Origin of the sequence: Candidatus Poriferisodalis sp. (genome assembly GCF_965208895.1) — a bacterium.
Taxonomy (GTDB): Bacteria; Actinomycetota; Acidimicrobiia; order Acidimicrobiales; family Poriferisodalaceae; genus Poriferisodalis.
In genome coordinates, this window is sequence record NZ_OZ242363.1 from 2,564,527 (window position 1) to 2,584,171 (window position 19,645).

Sequence of the window (19,645 nt, forward strand, 5' to 3'; positions counted from 1 at the left end):
CGCAGCTTGCAATCGCAGCAATCGACGAATGGAGACGACGTGAGCGATGACGGCAACGCAGACCGGGTGGCCTTGGTGACCGGCGGCGGCCGGGGCATCGGCCGCGAGATCTGCCTGGGACTGGCTCGAGACGGCCGCCGGGTCGCGGTAGCCGACTTGCGAGTGCCCGAGGCCACCGACACGGCAGCCGCCATCAACGCGGCGGGCGGCACGGCGATCGCCGTCGAGATGGATGTGTCCGACGCCGATGCCGTTGCCGCCGGTCTCGGTTCGGTGGTCGACGAACTGGGGCCGGTCGAAGTGCTCGTCAACTGCGCAGGCTGGGACGAGCTGCGACCCTTCGTGACCACCGATGAGGACTTCTGGGACCGCGTCATCGAGATCAACTACAAGGGCCCGCTGCGGACGACGCAGGGTTGCCTGGGAGCCATGGCTGAGGCCGGCTTCGGGCGCATCGTGAACATCGGCTCCGACGCCGGCCGGGTCGGTTCCTCGGGCGAAGCCGTTTACGCCGGCGCCAAGGGCGGCGTCATTGCCTTCACCAAGACCATCGCCCGCGAGGTAGCGCGGCGGGGCATCACTGCGAACGTGGTGTGTCCTGGACCGACCGACACTCCGCTGCTGGAAGAGATCGCTGCGGCGACCGACACGAGCGACAAGATCATCGGGGCGATGGCTCGGGCCGTGCCGATGAAGCGCATCGGGCAGCCGCACGAGGTGGCTGCCGCTGTTGTGTTCTTGTGCAGCGAGGAGGCTGGCTACATCACTGGGCAGACCTTGTCTGTCAGCGGCGGTCTCACGATGGCCTGATCGCTCCCGAACGACCAAGTGCGCGTCATTGGGTCCTGTGAGCATGTGGTAGGCCAGTGTCAACGGAAGGCTCATGGCGGGCCGTCTCGCCGGAGCCTGCGGCTCGAAAGGAGAGCACCATGCGCCACCAAGAACCTCACTACCCCCAAGCGGCTCGAGGAGACCCACGAGGTCGGAGCGCACGGCGATTGCTCGCCGTGCTGGTTGCCGCAGCGGCGCTCGGTGTGCTGCTGTCGGCAACCGCTCACGCTGAGACCACGCCTGACACAGAGGCCGCGACCAATCCAGTCGTGGCCTCTTACGCGTCCGACTACTCAGTCACCGCCGCGGAAGCACAGCGACGTCTCGAACGCATTCCCCGGCTGCAGGAACTCATGGCAGCGCTGCGTACAGCCGAAGCGCCTCGATTGGCGGGATGGGGCATCGACCACCAGGGTCCGATGACTGCTTGGGTGTGGCTCACCGGCGGCCAGCCGCCCAGCGAGGCAGCCGCAGCCATCGCCGATGCCCACACCGACCTGCAGATCCGCACCGGCGCCGCACACAGTCACACAGCACTTCTGGCCGCACAAGATCGATTCGGGGACGGCAGCGGCATTACCACTGTGGGCGCAGTGGGCAACACTGGGCAGGCGCCCTCTGGCTCGGACTGGCTCGACGAGCTGTCCTCGATCGTCACCTTCACCGGCATCAGTCTTCGCAGCAACGGCATCTACATCGGGATCGACCCCGCTCTCGGCGCCGACGCACCGCCACCGTCAGACGGCCTTGGCGTTCCGGACGACTCATCGAATCCGGGACCCATCGGACGCGCTAACGAGAACAGCGCTTCGGATACACGGCTTGCCACCGCTATCGCGCGACTGACCCAAGATCTCGATAGCCACATTGATGTCGCATTCGATGTCGTTGATGGCCGAGGCACACAAGACGATGCGGAATTCGACGGCGGACGAGGCATGAGCAGCTGCACGTCAGGCTTCGCCGCAGTCACCCGCGACACCCGCGTGTACGGCATCTTGACAGCCGGACACTGTCCCGAAGTACTATCGATGCGAGGCGTGTCGCTACCTTGGGTCAAGGGCTACGAGAGCCGTCGAGCAGATGCGCAGATTCATCAGATCCCCACCGGATCGAACCATCTACTCCTGGACGACTACGTCTGCAACACCAGCGGCTCGCAGTACGGAGTTTGCGATCTCAGCGGCGACACCACGCGCAGCAGCATGCATGAAAGCTATGCCTGCCACACAGGCAAGAACACCGGCACGACCTGCGGCACCGTCACCGACATCAGCTACCGCCCGACCAACGACGGGGCCTGCAAATCCGGCAGCGCGACGGGACGCAAGATTGCCTGCAGCAGTGTTTTCGTCAAGGTCGAAGGACCGTCGCTCTACACATGTAGAGGAGACAGTGGAGGGCCATGGTTCAATCTCGGAACGGCCTACGGCATCCACAAGGGCGGCACCCACCTAAACAAGACTCCCGACAACGAGCGCTGCGATGTGCCTGTAGTCGCCTCGTACTTCTCGGCCATCGACGAAGTCAAATCGCTGCTCAACATCGACATCCTGAGTGCAGGCAACGTCACGGTTCAGTAGGGCGTGAAATGGCAGAACACCGTGGCGCGAGCGAACGTCCGACTCGACTGGCGGCGGCGGGTGCAGCATGCTCAACGCTCGCATTGCTCATCGCGGGGACGCTGCTAGCAGGATGTGATCATGTCGGCATACCTGACATACCCGAACGGCCTCACACAGCCTTCGCGCCTGAGTTCAAGGGCATGTGGGATTACCCGCTCCGCAGCTCCGGTCTGATCGAAGGTCTCATATTGCGTGACGGAATACTCAGAGTTGAGGGATCGTGCGTACTCGTGATCGAGGGCGGCAGTAGCGAGCGCATCATGTTGCTGCTGCCGCGGCTCAAGCCGATCTTTCGGCCTTCTGCGTCTCTCCGAGCAGAGGAAGAAATCCGAGGGACCGAGTATGCGGAAGAAATCCGAGGGACCGAGTATGCGATCGCATGGCTGCCAACAATGTATGACGAGGATTCCCAGTCACTCTGGGTCGGCACCAGTGAGCGTGTGAGGGTCGGGGATCAAGTAGTAATCACCGGGTGGTCAGTTGACGACCATCGTGAGGAATGCGACGCAGACTGGTCTTGGCGCGTCGACTACATCGAACAATGGCCACCGAGTTTTCGAATAAACTTGATGGGACGAACTGCGTCCCTTCGTCACCACCGATGACGACTTCTGGGACCGCGTCGTCGAGATCAACTACGAGGGCCCCGTTGCGGAGGCGGCGCGTGCCCTCAATCTGATGGGGCTTGGGCGATGGTGTTGGTGTCGTAGAGCGCGGTGATCTCGGTGAAGGTGTAGCCGAGTTCGGTCAGGATCGCTTCGTTGTGCTGGCCGAGCTTTGGGGCTGGGCTGACGGCGGCGGGGGTTGATTCGAAGCGGAAGGGCAGACCGGGGAACAGCTGCGGTTGTTCGCCAGGGCGGGCGTGATCGACCATCAGGTTTCGGGCGATGCTGTGGTCATCGTTGACGATGTCGGCGACTGTCATCACAGCTGAAGCGCTGATCCCGGCTGCCTGCAACTCGGCGGCGGCATCGTGCTTGTCCCGCGTCAGCGTCCAGCGTTCGATCATGGTGTCGATGGTGTCGTGATCGGCTTGGCGAGCTGCCGCGGTTGCCCAGTGGGGCTTGCATGTTGGGTCGTCGAGCGCCCCGACGAGTGCCTTCCATGCCTCGTCGTCGGTGACGGTGAGTGCCAGCCAGGCGTCATCGCCAAGGCACCGGTAGACGCCCGCCGGGGCTGCGTCTGGCGAGCGTGCTCCGCGGCGTGGCGGTGGTGGGGCGCCGGGGTGGCGCATGGATGCTTCGGCGAACTGGTCGCCTGCTACGGCGATCGCTGTTTCGAGCTGCGAGAGGTCGACCGAAACCGGATTGCTGGTGCGCCAGTGCTGCCACAGGGCTGCCAGGGCGACAACCGTTCCGTGCAGGCCGCCGACGACGTCGGGGAAGGCGATGCCTTGCTTGTAGGGGCCCGAGTCGGGGTAGCCAGTGGTGGAGGCCAAGCCCGAAGCGGCGTCGAGCACCGGGCCCCAGCTGATGCGTTCGGCGTCGGGACCGGTGGCGCCGAAGCCGGACATGTCGAGCGTCACGATGGCGGGGTTCATCTCGCGCAGCTCGGCGGGCGTGATACCGGCGGAGCGGACGCCGCGTGGGCTGTAGTTGTTAACGACGATGTCGGCCGTTGCGACCAGCCGGCTCAGCGCCTCACGGCCGCCGGGAGCCTTCAGGTCCAAGCAGAGGCCCCGCTTCGAGCGGTTCATCTTGTTCCAGTGACCGAGCCGGTTGAACCAGTCGTCGCCGGGGTCGTTGTTCAGGAAGATGCCGTTGCGCGACAGAGGGCCGGGCAGCTGCCCCCATTCCCAGCTCCCCCGTTCGGCGACGATCTTCTCGGCGGGCGGCATGGCGAGACCGCGTGCGGTGGGGTGCTCGATCTTGACGACGTCGGCGCCGAGATCGCCGAGCATCCGGCATACCAGCGGACCTGCCCATGCAATCGTGAACTCCACGACTCGTACGCCCGCAAGCGGCTTGGCGCCGTCGGGCCAGATCGGTTCTCTGCCTCGGGTGGTCGCGGCATCGCCCACCGCGGCGTCGGCCGTCAGGGTGGCGGACACTAGGGCGTCGGTGCCGAGCGCTGGTGCGCGGCGAAACTGCGGTGTCGCGCCGTCAATACGAGCCGGCGGACCCGGCACCCGCGGTCGTGCTGTGACGACTGTCATCTCGTCGCTCAACGAAGAGCCATCCGACACCGGTGCCCCAGCCGCTGAGTCGGCCGGCGCAGCGTCGGCCGGCAGGGCATCCAGGTTCACCCAGTAGCCGCGTGCGGCGAGCTGCGGGCTGACGAGCATGTCGTCGAGACTGGCCACCGGTCCGGAGGGGACCTGGTTGTCCTGCAGCGCAGTGACCGCCTCATCGACGGTCTTGGTGGCAGCCCAGGCAGAGATGCTCTCGTCCAGCTCGTCGGCGTGGTCGAAACGCACGGCGGGCACATAGAGGTCGTCGCGGGCCAGCAACTCGACCTGGTCCATGGCGATGCAGAAGCCTTCCCACTGGTGGACCGAAACGGCCGCGATGCAAACCCAGCCGTCTATGCACTCATAGAGCGCCAGCGGATGGTGCTGCTCGCCGAAACGGTTTCCCCACCGCCGCTTGGTGACGCCGTTGTGGGTGTAGAGGCTGAAGCTCCATTGGTGAGCGTTGGCGAGCGCCTCCAGTGCGGACACCTCCACGAGGTCGCCGCGGCCAGTCGTCGCGGCGTTGACCAGCGCAGCCCCGATGCCGATCGCCGCAGTCGCCCCGACCAGGTGTGTGAGCCATGGGCCGCCGCCCGGCAGCGGGTGCCGGTCTGGCTCGCCGTTGAGGCTCATATGCCCGCCGAGCGCCCAATGCTCGAGCGGGCCAGCCCGCCACGCCGACTTCGGCCCCGTGAACCCGTACGGCGTAATGGCGGCTGCCACGAGCTGGGGGTGCGCCTCGCGCGCACCGGTGACCTCCGCTTGCGTCGAAGCCAGATCGCCCTGGCAATCCAGCACCAAGACATCGAAGCCCGCAGCCAATTCCGCCAGCGATGCACCAGGGTCTCGCAGAACGCTCGTCATGTTGGCGCGCAAGTACTCCCATGCCACAGAAACGCGGCCGTCGCCGCTGTCGAGCACACGTGACTGCCGCAGACGGGAGCCCTCTGGCGGCTCGCCCACCACGACCTCGGCGCCGGTCATCGCGAGCAGCCGAGCGCAGTAGGCACCCGCTCGCCCGTCGCTCAGATCCAGTACCCGAACGCCTCGCACATCACCCCTGAGTCGCCGCCAGCCCAGCGGGCCCGGATCGTACCCACGCCGCTTGGTTCCCGCTTCTGCTGTGAGCCGCGACGGATTCGCCGTCGAGTTAGCTGCGGTAATCGGGGTCGCGGCGTTCGGCGAATGCCCGCAAGCCCTCCTTGGCGTCGGGGGAGGCGAAGGCCGACCGGGTGTACTCCTGGTACAGCCGCAGGCCGTCGGCCAGTGACATCTCGCGGCCCCGCAATGCCAGTTCCTTGGTCATCCGGATGGCGGCGGGGCCGTTCGCGGCGATCTGATCGGCGATGCCCCGGGCGGTTGCCTGCAGGTTTTCGGGCGCGGTCTTCTCGCTGACGAGCCCGACGCGCAACGCCTCGGCGGCATCGATGAACGAACCGGTCAGCAGCAACCGCATTGCGTCCGACGAGCCGATCAAGCCCGGCAGACGCAGCGCGCCGTAGCCGTGCAGGATCGCCCAGCGCACTTCCGGGCAGCCGAACTGCGCGGTGTCATCGCACACCCGGATGTCGCAGAACAACGCCAGTTCCAGCCCGCCCGCCAGGCAATAGCCCTGAATGGCCGCGATCGTGGGCTTGGCGGTTTCCAGCCCGATGTCGAACCGGTTTGGACGCCACGGCATCCAGGCTTCCCGATCCGCAAACTCGCCGAGGTCGTGGCCCGAAGTGAACGCCCGGCCGGTGCCGGTGACGATCGTGCACCGCACCGCGGGGTCGGCATCGGAGGCGACGAGCGATTCTCCGATGCCGTGGTACATCTCATCGGTCATCGCATTGAGCTTGTCCGGCCGGTTCAACGTGATCGTCGCCACGTGCCCGTCGACTTCGTAGGTCACCTCGTCCATGGCCAGCCCCTCTCAGCTTGTTGGCCGAATGCTTGCACGATGCGCCCGCGGGTGCCGCCGCAGGGCGACAAACGTCCGAGAAAATCGTTCTGCGCTGAAACGCGGCCGCGGTACGTTGGCCGTGCCAGCCGATGAAGGGCCCCATTGATGACAGCGACGCTGCGCGACCTGGTGATGTCCAAGGGCTACGTCGTGGCCGACGGCGCAATGGGCACGCAGCTGTTCGCCGCCGGGCTGTCGGCGGGCTGGTCGCCGGAGGAATGGAATCTCAGCCACCCCGACGAGATACGCGCCGTCCACCGGGGCTACCTGCAGGCCGGCGCAGACCTGATCGTGACCAACAGCTTCGGCGGCAACTGCTTCCGTCAGTCGCTGCACGGCTTCGAACACCGGGTAGGTGAGCTGAACCAAGCTGCCGCGCAGATCGGCCGGCTCGAAGCCGACGCGGAGACGGAGCGGTCAGGGCGGCCAGTGCTCGTAGCCGGATCCATGGGGCCCACCGGCGAGCTGCTCGCACCGCTCGGCACCATGGAGGCGGATACGTGCGAAACCGCATTCGCCGAGCAGGCCGCTGCGCTGGCCGCAGGCGGGGTCGATCTGCTGTGGATCGAGACGATGAGCGCTCTCGACGAGGTCGAGGCTGCCGTTCGAGGGGCACGCTCGGCGTGCGACCTGCCGATCGCCGCCACCATGAGCTTCGACACTGCCGGCCGCACGATGATGGGCGTCACCGGCAGGGAACTCGTTGAACGGCTGGGGGCGCTGGAGCTCGCTGCCCTCGGCGCCAACTGCGGGAATAACGTGCCCGACACCGAGGCGGCTGTCATCGTCATTGCCAACGTCGGCAGCGGCACGCTGACGGTATCCAAGCCGAACGCGGGGGTGCCCCACTGGCACGGCGACGGACTGGTCTACGACGGCACACCCGAGTTGCTCGCCGCGCACGCACACCGCGCGCACATAGCGGGCGTCGATGTGATCGGCAGCTGCTGCGGCAGTTCACCGGCGCACACCGAGCGGATCGTCTCGGTGCTCGCAGGCGATGAACCGCCGCCGTCCGTCGAGGTGGTCCTCAACCCGAAGACAGCCCTCGATGAACGCCTGGTTCGCCGCCGCCCCCGCCGACGCCGCAGCGGCGGCTGACGCCGACCGGATGCAGTTGTGACGGGCTGACCGTGTCCGAACTCGTGGTTTCCACGTGCGATCTAGGGTGATCCCATGAACGGTCAGCTGCTCGCGGGTACCACCCGAGGTGTCTTCGTCATCGACGACGCAGGAGCCACACAGACACTCGACGCTCGCCACGTCCGCGACCTCGTCAACCTTGACGATCGCGTGCTCGCTGGTGCGGCCGGGGGTCTGTACACCAGTCTCGACGGCGGTCGCACGTGGTCTGGACCGCAGCTCGAGGGCTGCGACGTGTGGCAGATTCGCGCCGCGCCCGGTGGGCGGCTCTACGCCAGCACCGAGCCGGCCGCCTTGTTCCGCAGCGACGACGAGGGGGCGACGTGGGCGGAGATTTCTTCGTTCGCCAGCCTTCCTGAGGCGGCGCAGTGGTGTGTGCCCATCGAGCCTCCCCAACCTGGTCGCGCCCGAGCCCTGGTCATCGACGAAGACGATCCCGACCGCATCTGGATCGGCGTCGAGGTCGGCGGAATAGCCCGCACCACCGACGGCGGCGAGAGCTGGACGGTCGATCTGCCAGGTGGCAATCCCGACATCCACATGATGTTCGCCCACCCCGCCGAGCCCGGAGTGCTGTTCATCAGCACCGGCTACGGCCGCTTCGACGGTGTCGCCGAAGAACTTGAAGGCAACGCCGGCGTGTTCCGCTCCGACGACTACGGCGAGACATGGGACTACGCCTGGAAGGGCGTCGTGCCGCGCTACTCGCGCCCGCTGTGCATCGACCGCCGCGACCCCTACAGCGTCACCGTCGCCAGCGCCCCCACCGCGTTCTCGCACTACAAAGACGATGGCGGGGCCAACGCAGCCCTGTACCGGTCGGACGACCACGGCCGGTCGTGGCGGTCGCTCTGCGACGATGCCCATTCGCCCTCGCCCGTCAATTTTCACGGCCTGATCGCCGACCCGGCCAACGTGGGCGGCGTCCTCGTCGGCACCGACACCGGCGAGGTGTGGCAGGTGTCCGAAGATGCCCAGTGGATCGAGCTCGGGTCCGGGTTACCTCTCGTCTGGTCGCTGGCGGTGGTCTGACGAGCCGCGGACACGCAGAACGCCGGGGGCGCAACGCGTCGATCTCCTCGATGGCTGGCTGCCCAGCTCCGACCGGGCGAGCGTGCTGCACTGCCACATCTGGTGGCACTACGCGCTGGCGCTGCTCGCGGTCCAGCGCTGCGACGCCGCGTGGGAAGCCTTCAGCCAGAATTGCCTGCCCGGCACGACGACCAGCCCGCCGATCACCGTGTTCTCCGATTCCTCGTCGTTCATGTGGCGCACAGAGCTGGCGGGCAACCCGCGCAACCGAGACTCGTGGGAGTCGGTGCGCGAGTTCTACGAGAAGAACTTCCCCCAGCCGATGGTGTTCGTCGATGCCCATGTCGGCCTCCTCTACGCCGCACTGGGCGAAACCGAGCAGCTGCAAACCACCATCTCGCTGCTGACCGAACTCGGCGAAGCAAGCCGCCTGCCCGCAGGTACGACCGGAGCAGAGCTGGCGCGGGCCTATGCCGCGTTCGTCGACGAGAAGTGGTCGGCGGTCATCGACGTTCTCGAGCCGCTGATCCCTCAAGTCGTGCGCATCGGCGGCAGCCGAGCCCAGCGCGACCTGATGACCAACACGCTGCTGGCCGCTTACGTCCGCAGCGGGCGCATCGACGAGGCTCGGGCCTTCTGCGCACGCGTGGTCGATCGCCGCCCCACACGCCCGGTGGCCGGTTTCGAACTGTGCTGACCGGCAGCCGCGAGATCGCACCCCGTCGGCGATCAGAACCCGTGCCAGCCGTCCTGGGCTGACGCCTGCCGGATCCACAGTTCCATCTGCGCGGCGTCAAACTGGCCCTCGGCTATGTCGACCCAACGCGCATCAGGGTCCTTGCCCGAGCCAGGCGGTTCGGGAGACAGCAGTGCGCCGTTCAGAAACGTCACCTTGACGTAGCGGGTGAACGCATGGCAGCTCGCAAACCAGCCGCGCCCGGAAACGCCATAGAAGGGCGAATTCCACCGCACCGCCTTGCGCACGTCGGGCACAACACGCTCGATCAGGTCATCCAGCTGGCGAGCAATGACGCCCTTCCAATTCGGCATCGCCGCGATGTACGCCTGCACCGGGGCATCGCCGTCGCCGTTGGGGATCTGCGGATTGCCGCCGGCAAGCAGCTTCGGCGATTCCGAAGAAACCATGGTGGACGAGAGCGGCCGGCTGAGCGTCAGCCGTCGCGACGCCGGCGGCCCAAATCGGCAGCGACAGCAATGCCCACGGCAATGCCTGCCGCTACGCCAATGCCCATGTTGCCGATGAGCGCGCCGAGGCCTACTCCACCTCCAGCTCCAATGGCGACGCCGAGACCGAGGCCTCTATCTACGCGCACGTCGTGCTCCTTCCATCGAGCAGCGAACTGGTGGGACCGCAGAAACTTGGTGGAGCTGACGGGACTCGAACCCGTGACCCCCTGCTTGCAAAGCAGGTGCTCTTGCCATCTGAGCTACAGCCCCAACGAGTCGAAGCGCTGTGAGGGTACCGCTCGGTGTGCCAGACAACTGAGCCTGAAATTCAGGCGACCGCTCGATTCCAGTCGGTTAGCTTCGAAGCAGTGTCCCTTCCATTGGAGTTCATCGTCGACGGGTCGCCCGTGAGCCAGCAGGCGAAGAAGGCATCGCGTCGTCGCGCTTGGCAGGCACGGGTCAGCCAGGCGGCCTCGGCGCCATGGAGCTCTCCGAGCGCCATCGCGGGCGATGTTGCGGTCACGATCAACTACTTTTGCTCAGATCCATGGGCCGACCGGCGAGAGTCGCTCGATGTCGACAACGTGCCGAAGCCGATTCTGGACGCGCTCAAAGGACTTGTGTACATCGACGACAAGCAGGTGATCGATGTTGAGTGCCACCGACGCAACCTGCATGACGATCTCCGGTGGGACGGCGCGACGGCTGTCTTGCACCCCCACGTGACCAGGACTACCCCGTTCCTGCACGTACTGGTGGCGGCTGCTGACGCGAGAGAGCTGTTTGCGCGATGACTGCGAAGCAGGACGTTCCGAGTGCGGGCCTCGAGACGTATTGGCTGGAAAAGACGGCGAAGGAATACCGCGAACGGGGCTTCGACGTCAGTCTGGGGACCCGGCTCAAGTTTCTGCCCGGCTTCCGACCTGACATCGTGGCGACCAAGGGCGACGACAACCGGGTGATCGAAGTGAAGCGGAGGATGACGCTGCAGAAGGACGCAGCGATCGCCGAACTGGCCCGCGTCGTCGAGTCGGAGCCTGGGTGGCAACTCGATCTCGTCTTGATCCCAGAGGCGCACCAACTCGCTGCTCCGGACGATTCACAGCCGCTGGGCATCAGTGAAGCCCTGCATCGCTTGAGCCACGCCCAGCACCTCCGAGAAGCAGGAAATCTGGAGTCATCGCTCCTCATCGCATGGTCAGCCTGTGAGGCAGTGATCCGCACCCTGTTGCAGGAGGAGACGGGCCGTCGGGCTGAAGTGCCCCCCTCCAGCCTGCTGATCGACTCGGCGACGATGCACGGCGTGATTTCTCACGACGACGGCGATTACCTCAAGCAGCTGCTGCCGCTTCGGAACGCCGTGGCACACGGAATGAGTCACGCCGACGTCCAAGACACTGCCGTCCTCGGACTCTTTGAGTTCGTCCATCATGTCGTTGATGAAGCAGCAAATGACGACACCGCGTCGTCCTGAAATCCAAGTCTGACGCTCGAAGCCTGGAATTGCCTGCCGGGAAACCAAGTTTCGCGTTGAGTGTCAGGCGGGCACGGCTGGTGCAGGGCAGGCTTGAGGGCTGGTGTCCGGCACATTCAATCTGACGCAACCGGGGGACCCGGAGGACCCCGGAGCGCCGTGGTCGATTGCGGCAGCGGCGTTCGCCGCCAACTTCGTGACCTTCGGGATCCTCTTCTCGTTCGGCGTGTTCCTGACGCCCATCGCGGACGACCTCGGCACCACGACCGGACCCGTGGCCGCCCTCTTCTCGACGGCGGTGTGCACTTACTACGCCGGCGGCGCAATCGGGGGTCGCATCGGCGACCGCTACGGGGCCCGGCTGCTGATCGCAGCCGCAGCGCTTGCAATGTCCGTCGGCCTGTTGCTGACGGCGGCCTCAGACGCTCTGTGGCAGACCTACGCCGCCTTCGGGGTCCTCGTCGGAATGGCCACCGGCTTCTGCTATCCGTCGATGATTGGCCTCATCGGTCGCAGCTTCAGCGAGCGGCGGCGTCCCGCGGCCATGGGCTTCCTGCTGGCCGGCGTCGGGGCAGGAACACTGGTGATGCCACTGGCGAGCCATGTCCTGATCTCGACCCTGGGTTGGCGCCAGACCTATGCCGTGCTGGCAGGCGTGGCCTTCGTGGCCATCGGCTGGGCGGCAACACGCGGCGACCGGGTGCGAACAGCGCCTGCCCGTCTCATCGGGGTCGCCGTGCTGGCGCGCTCACGCCGATTCTTGCTGTTCTTCGCAGCCGTCGTGGCGATCGGACCGGGCTTCTACGCCCCCGTCGCGTTCTACAACGACTACGCGGTCGAGCGCGGCGTCGCACCAGCGCTGGCTGCCGCACTCATCGGCATCTCGGGTGCCACCAGCGTGGCCGCCCGCCTGGCCTGCGGCGCGCTGGGCCACCGCGTCGACCCCATGTGGCTGTGCCGAGCAGCATTCGCCGCCATGACTGCCGCTCTGGCGATCTGGTGGATCTCGGGCGGGAATCCGGCCGTGCTCATCGTGAGTGCCATCGCTCACGGCGTCGGCTGGGCGGTGTGGGTCACCGCCACGCCCTCGGTACTCGCCGGCTGGTACGGCGTGGAGAATCTGGGTGGCGTGATCGGCATCTACTACACGGGTCTGGGTGTCGGCGCGCTCGCCGGCCCGGCCGTCTGCGGCTTCATCATCGACGCCGCCGGTTTCGGCCCCGCCATCGGGCTCGTCACCCTCACCAGCCTCATCGCGCTCGGCCTGCTCGCCCTTCCGATGCACGACCCAGCTACGCGCTCGGGCTGATTCCTCAGCTGTACCCGGCGAAGCGATGTCTGCGCAGGCCCCAGAAGGCTGAGCCCCGGGCCCGATCAGCCCGCGAGCGAAGCGAGCTAGAGCAGGAAGCGCAGGGCGAAGCAGTGGCCCGAGCGGCCCGTGAGCCCAATCGCATGAGGACGGGGAACAAGATCGGGAAACAACTGGTGCGACAACCAGAAGGCTCACCCATTGAAGCAATCTCTAGGCTCCGCCGGGTGAGCAGCATCTGGCAAGTCGCGCGCGGACTGAGAGCGTCGTACCGCGACTCAGATCTTCGACACCGGGTGGAGCAACTCAACGGACGGCTCGACGAGACGCTGGCGCCTGACGGCAGCGCGAATTCAGACCACGCCGAGACAGCACGCGAGTACTACGACATCTGCAGCCATCTGATGATCTATGGCTGGGGTGAGTCGCTGCACTTCGCGCCGCTGACTGCCTCCGAAAGCCTGGAAGACTCCAAGCTCCGCCATCAGCGATTGATGATCGACAAGCTGGACCTGCACGGGGGGATGTCCGTCATCGACGTCGGGTGCGGGATCGGCGGACCGATGCGGACGGTGGTTCGAGAATCGGGCGTCAGGGTCACCGGCATCAACAGCAGCGAAGTCCAACTGGCCAGGGCAATGTCATTGACCGCCGAAGCAGGCCTCAGCGACATGATCGACTACGTGAAAACCAGCTTCATGGACATGGGCACCATCGAAGACAGTACGTACGACCGCGCCTACGCGATCGAATCGACATGTCACGCGCCCGACAAGGTCGGCGCATTCACCGAGATCGCGCGCGTGCTCAAGCCGGGCGCCCTGCTGTGGGGTCAGGAAATGTGCCTGACGGACACGTTCGATCCCGACAACGCTCAGCACCAAGCAATCAAACAAGAACTCATGCGCGGGATAGCGCTGCGCAAGATTGCAACGTTCGCAGAAGTCAACGCAGCACTCGAATCGGCAGGATTCGAGGTCGTCGAAGGCAACGACCGCGGCACTGCGGAAAACGGCTCGACCACTCCGTGGTATCAGCCCATGGAGGCGAGCAGCGGCACCCGCAGCAGCACCCTGCGAGGAACACCCCTGGGTCGACGGCTCGCAATCGGGTCCGCACGCGTTGCTGAAACGTTGAGGGTGCTGCCCAGGGGCACCGCCGAGATCGCCAAGCTGCTGGATCGCACTGCCGAGGCGTACGTCGCCGGCGGCAAGACAGGAATCTTCACGCCGCTGTACTGCTTCGTGGCCCGCAAACCGCTTTGAGACCCTCCCGGCGAAACGGCGACAATCGGGCACGTCTGCTAGGAAACCCCGCATGAACATGCCTGCCATTTCGCTGGCGGCCGTACGCGGCCGCCGCGAGCGCACCCTGGAAATCGCCGCCGAGATCGAACAACGAGGATTCAGCGGCATCTACTGCCCCTCCATGGGCGACCCGGTGGCGCTGTGCCAGTCCATTGCCCACGTCACCAACGAGATCCACTTCGGCACTTCGGTGCAGCCGATCTACTTCCGCAACCCCGTCGACATGGCCTCAACCGCGGCGTTTATCCATGAGGTTTCGGGCGGACGCTTCTGGCTGGGCATCGGCGTGACGCACGGCCCGGTGCACCAGCGCCTCGGTATCACGCCCGGCAAGCCGCTCGCCGACATCCGCGAGTACATCGCTGCCATGGAGGCGGCATCGCAGCAGCACGGTGAGCTCCCCCCGATCGTGCTGGCCACGCTGCGCCAGCGCATGGCCGAGCTGTCGGCCGAGATCAGCTCCGGGGCGGTCTGGGCGAACGCGAGCTGCAACGACTTCGCTAACTCGGTGGCGCACCTCGGCGACGCCGCGAACCGTGACGACTTCTTCGTGGGAAACATGATCCCGACCGTCATCGACGATGACCGCTCTGCGGGCGCAGCCCGCAACCGAAAGACGCTGTCGGGCTACGTGGCGCTGCCGAACTACCGGAACTACTGGAAGCAGGCCGGCTGGGTCGACGAAATGGAGGCGGTCGAGGCGGCCGTTGCGGCCGGCGACGGCGACGCTCTGAACCGGGCGATGACCGATGACTGGCTGTCGAATGCGACGCTGTACGGATCCGCCAGCGAAGTCCGCGACGGCGTCGAAGCCTGGTTCGACGCCGGCTGCAAGACACCGATCCTGGTGCCATCGAGCACGAGCGGGGGCCAGCTCAAGGCGCTTGAAGAGCTGTTCGACACCTTCGCCTGACAGCCCGCGTACTCGCAAACGAGGCGAGAGGCGCCGTTACGATCCCAGCCATGCATATTGAGCTGTTCGGATTCGACACCACGCCTGAGCGCTTCGAGGCCAGCATCCGCGAGGCCTCCGAACAAGGCTTCGGGCGTTACTGGACGCCGCAGATCTTCGGCCACGACGCACTCACCACCATTGCGGTCGCTGCCCGTGACGTGCCTGGCATTCGCGTCGGCACGTCGGTGGTGCCGACCTACCCGCGGCATCCGATGATGCTGGCCCAGCAGGCCCTGACGACCCAGGCGATCATCGGCGGTCGCCTCGATCTCGGCATCGGCCCGTCGCACAAGCCGGTCGTGGAGGGCATGTGGGGCTACTCGTTCGACCGGCCGATCGCCCACATGCGCGACTACCTGACCATCTTGACCAAGCTGCTCACCGATCGGCGCGTGTCCCACGGCGGCGACGCCGTCGTCGGCCGCGGCGAGATCACTCCCCCGCCGGCCGACCCGCCGCCGGTGTTCGTGGCAGCGCTGGGCAGCCAGTTGCTGCGGCTGACCGGTCGCATGGCCGACGGCACCATCACCTGGATGACCGGGCCGGCGACATTGCGGGATCACACTGCGCCGACCATCAACGAGGTCGCTACCGAGGCCGGCCGCCCGGCACCGCAGGTGGTGGCCGGATTCCCGGTGTGCGTGACCGATGACGCCAACACTGCCCGCGAGCGAGCCGCCAAGGACCTGGTGGTGTACGGGACGCTGCCGAGCTACCGGGCGATGATCGACCGGGAGGGCCTGAGCGGGCCCGAAGACATCGCCATCATCGGCAGCGCAGCCGAGGTCAGCGACCGCATCAACGCGCTAGCCGAGTGCGGTGTGACCTCGTTCGCCGGCTCGGCATTCGGCACACTCGACGAGCAGGCTGCGACCCGCGAGACCCTGATCGGCCTGCTCAGCTGATCGCAGGCGGCCACCCGCTAGACGCTCATCGGCCTGCTCATCTGATCACCGGCCGCCTGCGCCGTTCGTTGTCATTCAGCCGTCCGTCTCTGCGCTCGTCGTTGCCGGGTCGCCGAGACCGGTGTCAGCATCGGGCGCCGCGGGATCGGAGTCGCTGGCCTCGGCCGCCTCATGGGGACCGCGACGCAGGCCCACCAGCATTGCTGTTGCAGCTGCAAGGCCGACCGCGGTGCTGGTCCACACGTTGATGCGAACGCCCCACAGCTCGTTGGCGGCATCGATGCGCAGCAGCTCGATCCACAGCCGGCCAGCGGTGTAGCCCAGCACGTACATCGCAAACAGGTAGCCCGTCCGCAACTGCGGCATCACCTTGGGCACCACCCACACGAGCGTCGCCGCCAAGCACAGGTTCCACAGGGCCTCGTACGCAAACGTGGGATGAAACGTCTCTTCGAGGCCGTAGCCGTCCACACGGTGTGCCTCGTCGATCTCGAGCCCCCACGGCAGGTCAGTCGGCCGCCCGTAGAGCTCTTGGTTGAACCAGTTCCCCAGCCGGCCGATGGCCTGGGCCACCGCCAATGCAGGCGCAAGCGCGTCGAGCATCGCGCCGGTGCTGTGCCCACCCCGGCGCAGCAACCACACCGCGACCAGCACGCCGACCGAGATGCCGCCCCAGATGCCCAGGCCGCCCTGCCAGATTTTCACCGCATCGCCGAGGTTGTCCTGGTAGCGATCGAAGTCGGTGATGACGTGATAAAGCCGGGCGCCAATCAGCCCAGAGGGGACCGCCCAGACTGCAATGGTGCCGACGAGATCGTTGGCACGAGCCCGGTACGCATCGTCTCGGTGCGCGATAGCCCGGCGCCAGCGGCGGCTGGTGATCCACATCGCGACCAGCACGGAGAGGCCGATCCCGACGCCATAAGCTCGAATATCGAGTGGGCCGAGCGAGACAGAGCCGCGCGACGGGCTCGGGATCGATGCGAGCGCCCCGGCAACCGACGAGAGAGACACCGCAGCCATGACGCAGCAACCCTACGCACAGTGGCTGGAAACAGAAGGCGCGCGGCTCAATGAGATCGCCGGCAGGGCCGAGGCCAACCCCAGCGACTGGCAGCGCGTCATCCCCCGGTGCCCTGGGTGGGATCTCGAGGGTCTGATCGGACACTGCGCGGGGGTGTGGACCTTCGTCGGTTCGAGCATCGCAGCCGGCGGTCCCGTCGACCGCGACTCCATCATCCAGCCCGACGGCTCGCTGTCGCAGTGGCACGCCGATGCCCTCGCCCGCATCACCGACGTGCTCGCCGACCGCGACCCCAGCGAGCCGTCATGGAGCTTCCACCCCCACAACCAGACCATCGGTTTCTGGCAGCGCCGCATGGCCAACGAAGCGGTGATGCACCGCTGGGACGCCCAAGCTGCCTATGACCCCACGCCTGCACCGATCGAACCCGCTGCAGGCATCGACGGCATCGACGAACTCTTCGACTTCTTCCTGCCGGTGCGCCAGCCAAACGTCTTCGCCGGCAACGGTCAGACCATTCACCTGCATGCCACCGATGCCGACGGGGAATGGGTGATCACCCGCACGCAAAGCGGCATCGAGGTGGAACATGCGCATCGCAAGTGCGACGTGGCCGCACGGGGGACGGCGCAGAGCCTGCTGCTGTTCGTGTGGGGCCGCGGTGGCACCGAACAGCTCGAGACGTTCGGGGACGACAGCCTGCTCGCCGATTGGCAGCGCGAAGTACGGATCTGACCCTGCGCCCGCCCGCTGCGGAAGCGTTACAGGCGCGCTCCTTCGTAGGCGGCAGCGCGGACTCCGCGCTCGGCCAGCTCTGCGAGCCAAGGCAACGGGTCGTCGAGCATTCCCAGCCCCCAAGCGCCGGTGGGCAACTCTTCGGCCAGCGCCCAGCCTGCGGCAGTGGCCGCCACCGCGGCGGCGGCGGCGCTCGGATGATCGATCACACCGAGCACGTCGGTGCAGTGGCGGCCGTCTCGCAGGCCGCGCAGCTCGACGCGTACTCCCCCGGGACCGCCTTCGGGATGCGGCGGGCGCAGCATCGGCAGCATCGCAGTGAGGCGATCGCGCCGGGTGCCTGCCACACGGGCGGTCACCCGTTCGACCTCACCGAAGGCGGGCACGAGCAGCAGCGCATCTGCCAGGGCTGCCCGGTAGCAGTCATGCGCGCCGAGCGGATCGGGAAACCACACCAGCTCACGGCCCGAACCGCCGCGTCGGCGACGCCATTGCCCGTCGCGCCAGTCGACCGAAGTGCCGGTGCGGGCGCGATGCAACTGGCGCTGGCAGGCGGGACCACCAGTGCCGACCCGGGCGATGTGCACCTCGGTCACCACGTCGAACTGGGCAGCACCGTGACGCGCCAGCAGGCAGCTGTACCCCGGCGAGAAACCCGCTCCGACCACGACGGACCGCCGGGCGTTCGTGGCCCGCTTGTTCATCGCGAGCAATTGCTCGACGTCGGCCACGGCACCCGACAGCGACACCACGTGCGAGCGCCGCTCGAGGGCCTTCTCGGCCAGCGCAGCGTGGCCCCCGCTCGGCAGGCTCAGCACCACCACGTCAGCTTCGGGCAGCGCGCCGGGCTCAACCACCTCTACGTCCACGTCGAGCAATTGTGACGCAAGGCCCCGCAGGCGAGAGGTGTGGCGCGACCCCAGCACCAAGCGATCCACGTCGGGCCGCGACGCAAGCTGCCGGGCGATGCGCTGCCCCACAGCACCCGCGCCGATGACGGCAACGGTGCTCATGGGTTCAGGCTCATGTCAGCTCACCGCAAGCCAGGACCGGACAGCTCGCGCCAGCTGCCCTCGCGGCGCGGCACGTCTTGGGAGGGTCGCAGGCGCAGGACGATGGTGACCAGCCCGCCGACGACGACCGCGAGCAGGGCACGGCGAAGGAAGCTCACCATGACTGCTGCGGGCCCTCTTGTGGGGCTAGCTGGAATCGAACCAACGACCTCACCCTTATCAGGGGTGCGCTCTAACCGACTGAGCTATAGCCCCGCGAAGCCGCACACACTACAGCCAGGCCGCCGCCGCGACCAAGCCGGCTAACGGCACGCTCCCACAAGCTCTGGTATCTGCAGCGGCTGGCTCGGAGGTCTAGCGGGCGGGGGGGCGGCGGTCGTCTTCAAGCACAGTGACCCGCACGCCGCCGGTGAGATCACTGATCAGGTTGAACATGATCGCCATCACCACGTTGAAGGCGACGCCGACGACAGCGACGATGAGGCCGACGATCCGGGCACGCCCGAAGATCACCGCTCCGTCGATCGTCCAGCTCTCATAGGAGCCGACCTCGGTGATGAACGACTCCACCTTGTCGACCAGGCCTGACCGCTGGGCCGCGTTCCACAGCAGCACCCCGGCCGCCAGCACAGCCACATACAGGCAGGCGTACAGTAGCACCGACACCTTGAAGACCGACCAAGGGTCGATATGGCGCAGGATCCGGTGCGTTCGGCGCACCCGGGCCCGACGCTGGCTCAGCCATGCCCATCGCGCCGGCAGGGCTTGCGGATCGTGGGGCAGCGGCGCCTGCTGGCCGGGTGGCAGGTGGGGCGGCGGCGCCTGTGCTGCGTGCGGCGGCGCGGGCAGGATCTGGGGCGGGACGGGCGCGCGGCTCGCCGGGGTGATGCCCAACGCTTCCGCGAACAGCTCGTCGGTGGGAGTCGGTCCGCTTTGCTCCGGCGACGGCGGCCCCTGACCGGATGTCGGATCGGCCACGCTTCGCAGTG

20 protein-coding genes and 2 tRNA genes are annotated in these 19,645 nt (G+C 66.9%); 12 read left to right on the plus strand and 10 right to left on the minus strand.

What is annotated here, in order from left to right; translation table 11 throughout:
• Nucleotides 1-39: 39 nt before the first annotated feature.
• Entirely contained in the window at nucleotides 40-810 is a 771-nt protein-coding gene (locus tag ACOGJB_RS11545; protein ID WP_419837280.1) for an SDR family NAD(P)-dependent oxidoreductase, read from the plus strand.
• 119 nt (nucleotides 811-929) lie between these two features.
• Nucleotides 930-2,414: a trypsin-like serine protease gene (locus ACOGJB_RS11550; RefSeq protein WP_419837281.1), complete on the plus strand. Its 1,485-nt coding sequence runs from the start codon at nucleotides 930-932 to the stop codon at nucleotides 2,412-2,414.
• A 712-nt stretch (nucleotides 2,415-3,126) separates the two neighbouring features.
• On the opposite strand, the gene ACOGJB_RS11555 is transcribed toward ACOGJB_RS11550, so the two are convergent.
• Both ACOGJB_RS11555 and ACOGJB_RS11560 read right to left on the minus strand, forming a co-directional pair.
• Entirely contained in the window at nucleotides 3,127-5,679 is a 2,553-nt protein-coding gene (locus ACOGJB_RS11555; protein WP_419837282.1) for a CoA transferase, read from the minus strand.
• 97 nt (nucleotides 5,680-5,776) lie between these two features.
• Complete coding sequence (locus ACOGJB_RS11560) at nucleotides 5,777-6,529, minus strand: enoyl-CoA hydratase/isomerase family protein (RefSeq protein ID WP_419837283.1); 753 nt, start codon at nucleotides 6,527-6,529, stop codon at nucleotides 5,777-5,779.
• A gap of 147 nt (nucleotides 6,530-6,676) precedes the next feature.
• On the opposite strand from ACOGJB_RS11560, the gene ACOGJB_RS11565 reads away from it, so the two are divergent.
• The 3 genes from ACOGJB_RS11565 to ACOGJB_RS11575 all read left to right on the plus strand — a co-directional run bounded on the left by ACOGJB_RS11565 (nucleotide 6,677) and on the right by ACOGJB_RS11575 (nucleotide 9,443).
• On the plus strand, nucleotides 6,677-7,672 hold the full coding sequence (locus ACOGJB_RS11565) for a homocysteine S-methyltransferase family protein (RefSeq protein WP_419837284.1): 996 nt from the start codon (nucleotides 6,677-6,679) through the stop codon (nucleotides 7,670-7,672).
• Between the two features lie 75 nt (nucleotides 7,673-7,747).
• Entirely contained in the window at nucleotides 7,748-8,746 is a 999-nt protein-coding gene (locus tag ACOGJB_RS11570) for a WD40/YVTN/BNR-like repeat-containing protein (RefSeq protein WP_419837285.1), read from the plus strand.
• Nucleotides 8,685-9,443 carry a hypothetical protein gene (locus tag ACOGJB_RS11575; protein WP_419837286.1) on the plus strand — a complete coding sequence of 253 codons (759 nt, stop codon included), beginning with the start codon at nucleotides 8,685-8,687 and terminating at the stop codon, nucleotides 9,441-9,443. The genes ACOGJB_RS11570 and ACOGJB_RS11575 overlap by 62 nt, the downstream gene beginning before the upstream one ends.
• 32 nt (nucleotides 9,444-9,475) lie before the next feature.
• Here the strand turns inward: ACOGJB_RS11575 and ACOGJB_RS11580 are convergent, their stop codons facing one another.
• The 3 genes from ACOGJB_RS11580 to ACOGJB_RS11590 form a co-directional block, all read right to left on the minus strand.
• Entirely contained in the window at nucleotides 9,476-9,892 is a 417-nt protein-coding gene (locus ACOGJB_RS11580; RefSeq protein WP_419837287.1) for a DUF1801 domain-containing protein, read from the minus strand.
• Nucleotides 9,893-9,918: 26 nt separating this feature from the next.
• Nucleotides 9,919-10,080, minus strand: a complete 162-nt coding sequence (locus tag ACOGJB_RS11585) for a hypothetical protein (protein ID WP_419837288.1) — start codon at nucleotides 10,078-10,080, stop codon at nucleotides 9,919-9,921.
• A 47-nt stretch (nucleotides 10,081-10,127) separates the two neighbouring features.
• Nucleotides 10,128-10,204, minus strand: a tRNA-Ala gene (locus ACOGJB_RS11590).
• A gap of 98 nt (nucleotides 10,205-10,302) precedes the next feature.
• Between ACOGJB_RS11590 and ACOGJB_RS11595 the strand changes: the two genes are divergently transcribed.
• From ACOGJB_RS11595 to ACOGJB_RS11620, 6 genes are all read left to right on the plus strand, one after another.
• Nucleotides 10,303-10,728 (plus strand): RusA family crossover junction endodeoxyribonuclease, encoded by a 426-nt coding sequence (locus tag ACOGJB_RS11595; RefSeq protein ID WP_419837289.1) that lies wholly within the window; start codon nucleotides 10,303-10,305, stop codon nucleotides 10,726-10,728.
• Nucleotides 10,725-11,408 (plus strand): hypothetical protein, encoded by a 684-nt coding sequence (locus ACOGJB_RS11600; protein WP_419837290.1) that lies wholly within the window; start codon nucleotides 10,725-10,727, stop codon nucleotides 11,406-11,408. Before ACOGJB_RS11595 ends, ACOGJB_RS11600 begins: the two co-directional genes overlap by 4 nt.
• Nucleotides 11,409-11,511: 103 nt before the next feature.
• On the plus strand, nucleotides 11,512-12,717 hold the full coding sequence (locus ACOGJB_RS11605; protein ID WP_419837291.1) for an MFS transporter: 1,206 nt from the start codon (nucleotides 11,512-11,514) through the stop codon (nucleotides 12,715-12,717).
• Between the two features lie 227 nt (nucleotides 12,718-12,944).
• Entirely contained in the window at nucleotides 12,945-13,982 is a 1,038-nt protein-coding gene (locus tag ACOGJB_RS11610) for a methyltransferase domain-containing protein (protein ID WP_419837292.1), read from the plus strand.
• Nucleotides 13,983-14,034: 52 nt separating this feature from the next.
• Complete coding sequence (locus ACOGJB_RS11615) at nucleotides 14,035-14,937, plus strand: LLM class flavin-dependent oxidoreductase (RefSeq protein ID WP_419837293.1); 903 nt, start codon at nucleotides 14,035-14,037, stop codon at nucleotides 14,935-14,937.
• 50 nt (nucleotides 14,938-14,987) lie between these two features.
• Nucleotides 14,988-15,884, plus strand: coding sequence for a TIGR03564 family F420-dependent LLM class oxidoreductase (locus ACOGJB_RS11620; RefSeq protein WP_419837294.1), 897 nt, complete (start codon nucleotides 14,988-14,990; stop codon nucleotides 15,882-15,884).
• A 75-nt stretch (nucleotides 15,885-15,959) separates the two neighbouring features.
• Here ACOGJB_RS11620 and lgt read toward each other — a convergent pair whose 3' ends face one another.
• Nucleotides 15,960-16,907 carry a prolipoprotein diacylglyceryl transferase gene (lgt, locus tag ACOGJB_RS11625; protein ID WP_419837295.1) on the minus strand — a complete coding sequence of 316 codons (948 nt, stop codon included), beginning with the start codon at nucleotides 16,905-16,907 and terminating at the stop codon, nucleotides 15,960-15,962.
• On the opposite strand from lgt, the gene ACOGJB_RS11630 reads away from it, so the two are divergent.
• Nucleotides 16,906-17,643 carry a maleylpyruvate isomerase family mycothiol-dependent enzyme gene (locus ACOGJB_RS11630; RefSeq protein WP_419837296.1) on the plus strand — a complete coding sequence of 246 codons (738 nt, stop codon included), beginning with the start codon at nucleotides 16,906-16,908 and terminating at the stop codon, nucleotides 17,641-17,643. The genes lgt and ACOGJB_RS11630 overlap by 2 nt on opposite strands.
• Before the next feature lie 26 nt (nucleotides 17,644-17,669).
• On the opposite strand, the gene ACOGJB_RS11635 is transcribed toward ACOGJB_RS11630, so the two are convergent.
• From ACOGJB_RS11635 to ACOGJB_RS11650, 4 genes are all read right to left on the minus strand, one after another.
• Nucleotides 17,670-18,656, minus strand: coding sequence for an NAD(P)-binding domain-containing protein (locus ACOGJB_RS11635; protein WP_419837297.1), 987 nt, complete (start codon nucleotides 18,654-18,656; stop codon nucleotides 17,670-17,672).
• A 20-nt stretch (nucleotides 18,657-18,676) separates the two neighbouring features.
• Complete coding sequence (locus tag ACOGJB_RS11640) at nucleotides 18,677-18,817, minus strand: hypothetical protein (RefSeq protein ID WP_419837298.1); 141 nt, start codon at nucleotides 18,815-18,817, stop codon at nucleotides 18,677-18,679.
• A 20-nt stretch (nucleotides 18,818-18,837) separates the two neighbouring features.
• Nucleotides 18,838-18,911: transfer RNA gene (locus ACOGJB_RS11645), tRNA-Ile, on the minus strand.
• Between the two features lie 99 nt (nucleotides 18,912-19,010).
• Nucleotides 19,011-19,634, minus strand: a complete 624-nt coding sequence (locus ACOGJB_RS11650; protein ID WP_419837299.1) for a DUF3566 domain-containing protein — start codon at nucleotides 19,632-19,634, stop codon at nucleotides 19,011-19,013.
• Nucleotides 19,635-19,645 lie beyond the last annotated feature (11 nt).

Bases quoted from the DNA above. Each gene is read 5' to 3' on its own strand.
- ACOGJB_RS11635 (WP_419837297.1), bottom strand. From the start codon at position 18,656: ATGAGCACCGTTGCCGTCATCGGCGCGGGTGCTGTGGGGCAGCGCATC.
- ACOGJB_RS11615 (WP_419837293.1), top strand. From the start codon at position 14,035: ATGAACATGCCTGCCATTTCGCTGGCGGCCGTACGCGGCCGCCGCGAG.
- ACOGJB_RS11550 (WP_419837281.1), top strand. From the start codon at position 930: ATGCGCCACCAAGAACCTCACTACCCCCAAGCGGCTCGAGGAGACCCA.
- lgt (WP_419837295.1), bottom strand. From the start codon at position 16,907: ATGGCTGCGGTGTCTCTCTCGTCGGTTGCCGGGGCGCTCGCATCGATC.
- ACOGJB_RS11565 (WP_419837284.1), top strand. From the start codon at position 6,677: ATGACAGCGACGCTGCGCGACCTGGTGATGTCCAAGGGCTACGTCGTG.
- ACOGJB_RS11600 (WP_419837290.1), top strand. From the start codon at position 10,725: ATGACTGCGAAGCAGGACGTTCCGAGTGCGGGCCTCGAGACGTATTGG.
- ACOGJB_RS11575 (WP_419837286.1), top strand. From the start codon at position 8,685: ATGCCCAGTGGATCGAGCTCGGGTCCGGGTTACCTCTCGTCTGGTCGC.
- ACOGJB_RS11570 (WP_419837285.1), top strand. From the start codon at position 7,748: ATGAACGGTCAGCTGCTCGCGGGTACCACCCGAGGTGTCTTCGTCATC.
- ACOGJB_RS11640 (WP_419837298.1), bottom strand. From the start codon at position 18,817: ATGGTGAGCTTCCTTCGCCGTGCCCTGCTCGCGGTCGTCGTCGGCGGG.
- ACOGJB_RS11630 (WP_419837296.1), top strand. From the start codon at position 16,906: ATGACGCAGCAACCCTACGCACAGTGGCTGGAAACAGAAGGCGCGCGG.
- ACOGJB_RS11580 (WP_419837287.1), bottom strand. From the start codon at position 9,892: ATGGTTTCTTCGGAATCGCCGAAGCTGCTTGCCGGCGGCAATCCGCAG.
- ACOGJB_RS11620 (WP_419837294.1), top strand. From the start codon at position 14,988: ATGCATATTGAGCTGTTCGGATTCGACACCACGCCTGAGCGCTTCGAG.
- ACOGJB_RS11560 (WP_419837283.1), bottom strand. From the start codon at position 6,529: ATGGACGAGGTGACCTACGAAGTCGACGGGCACGTGGCGACGATCACG.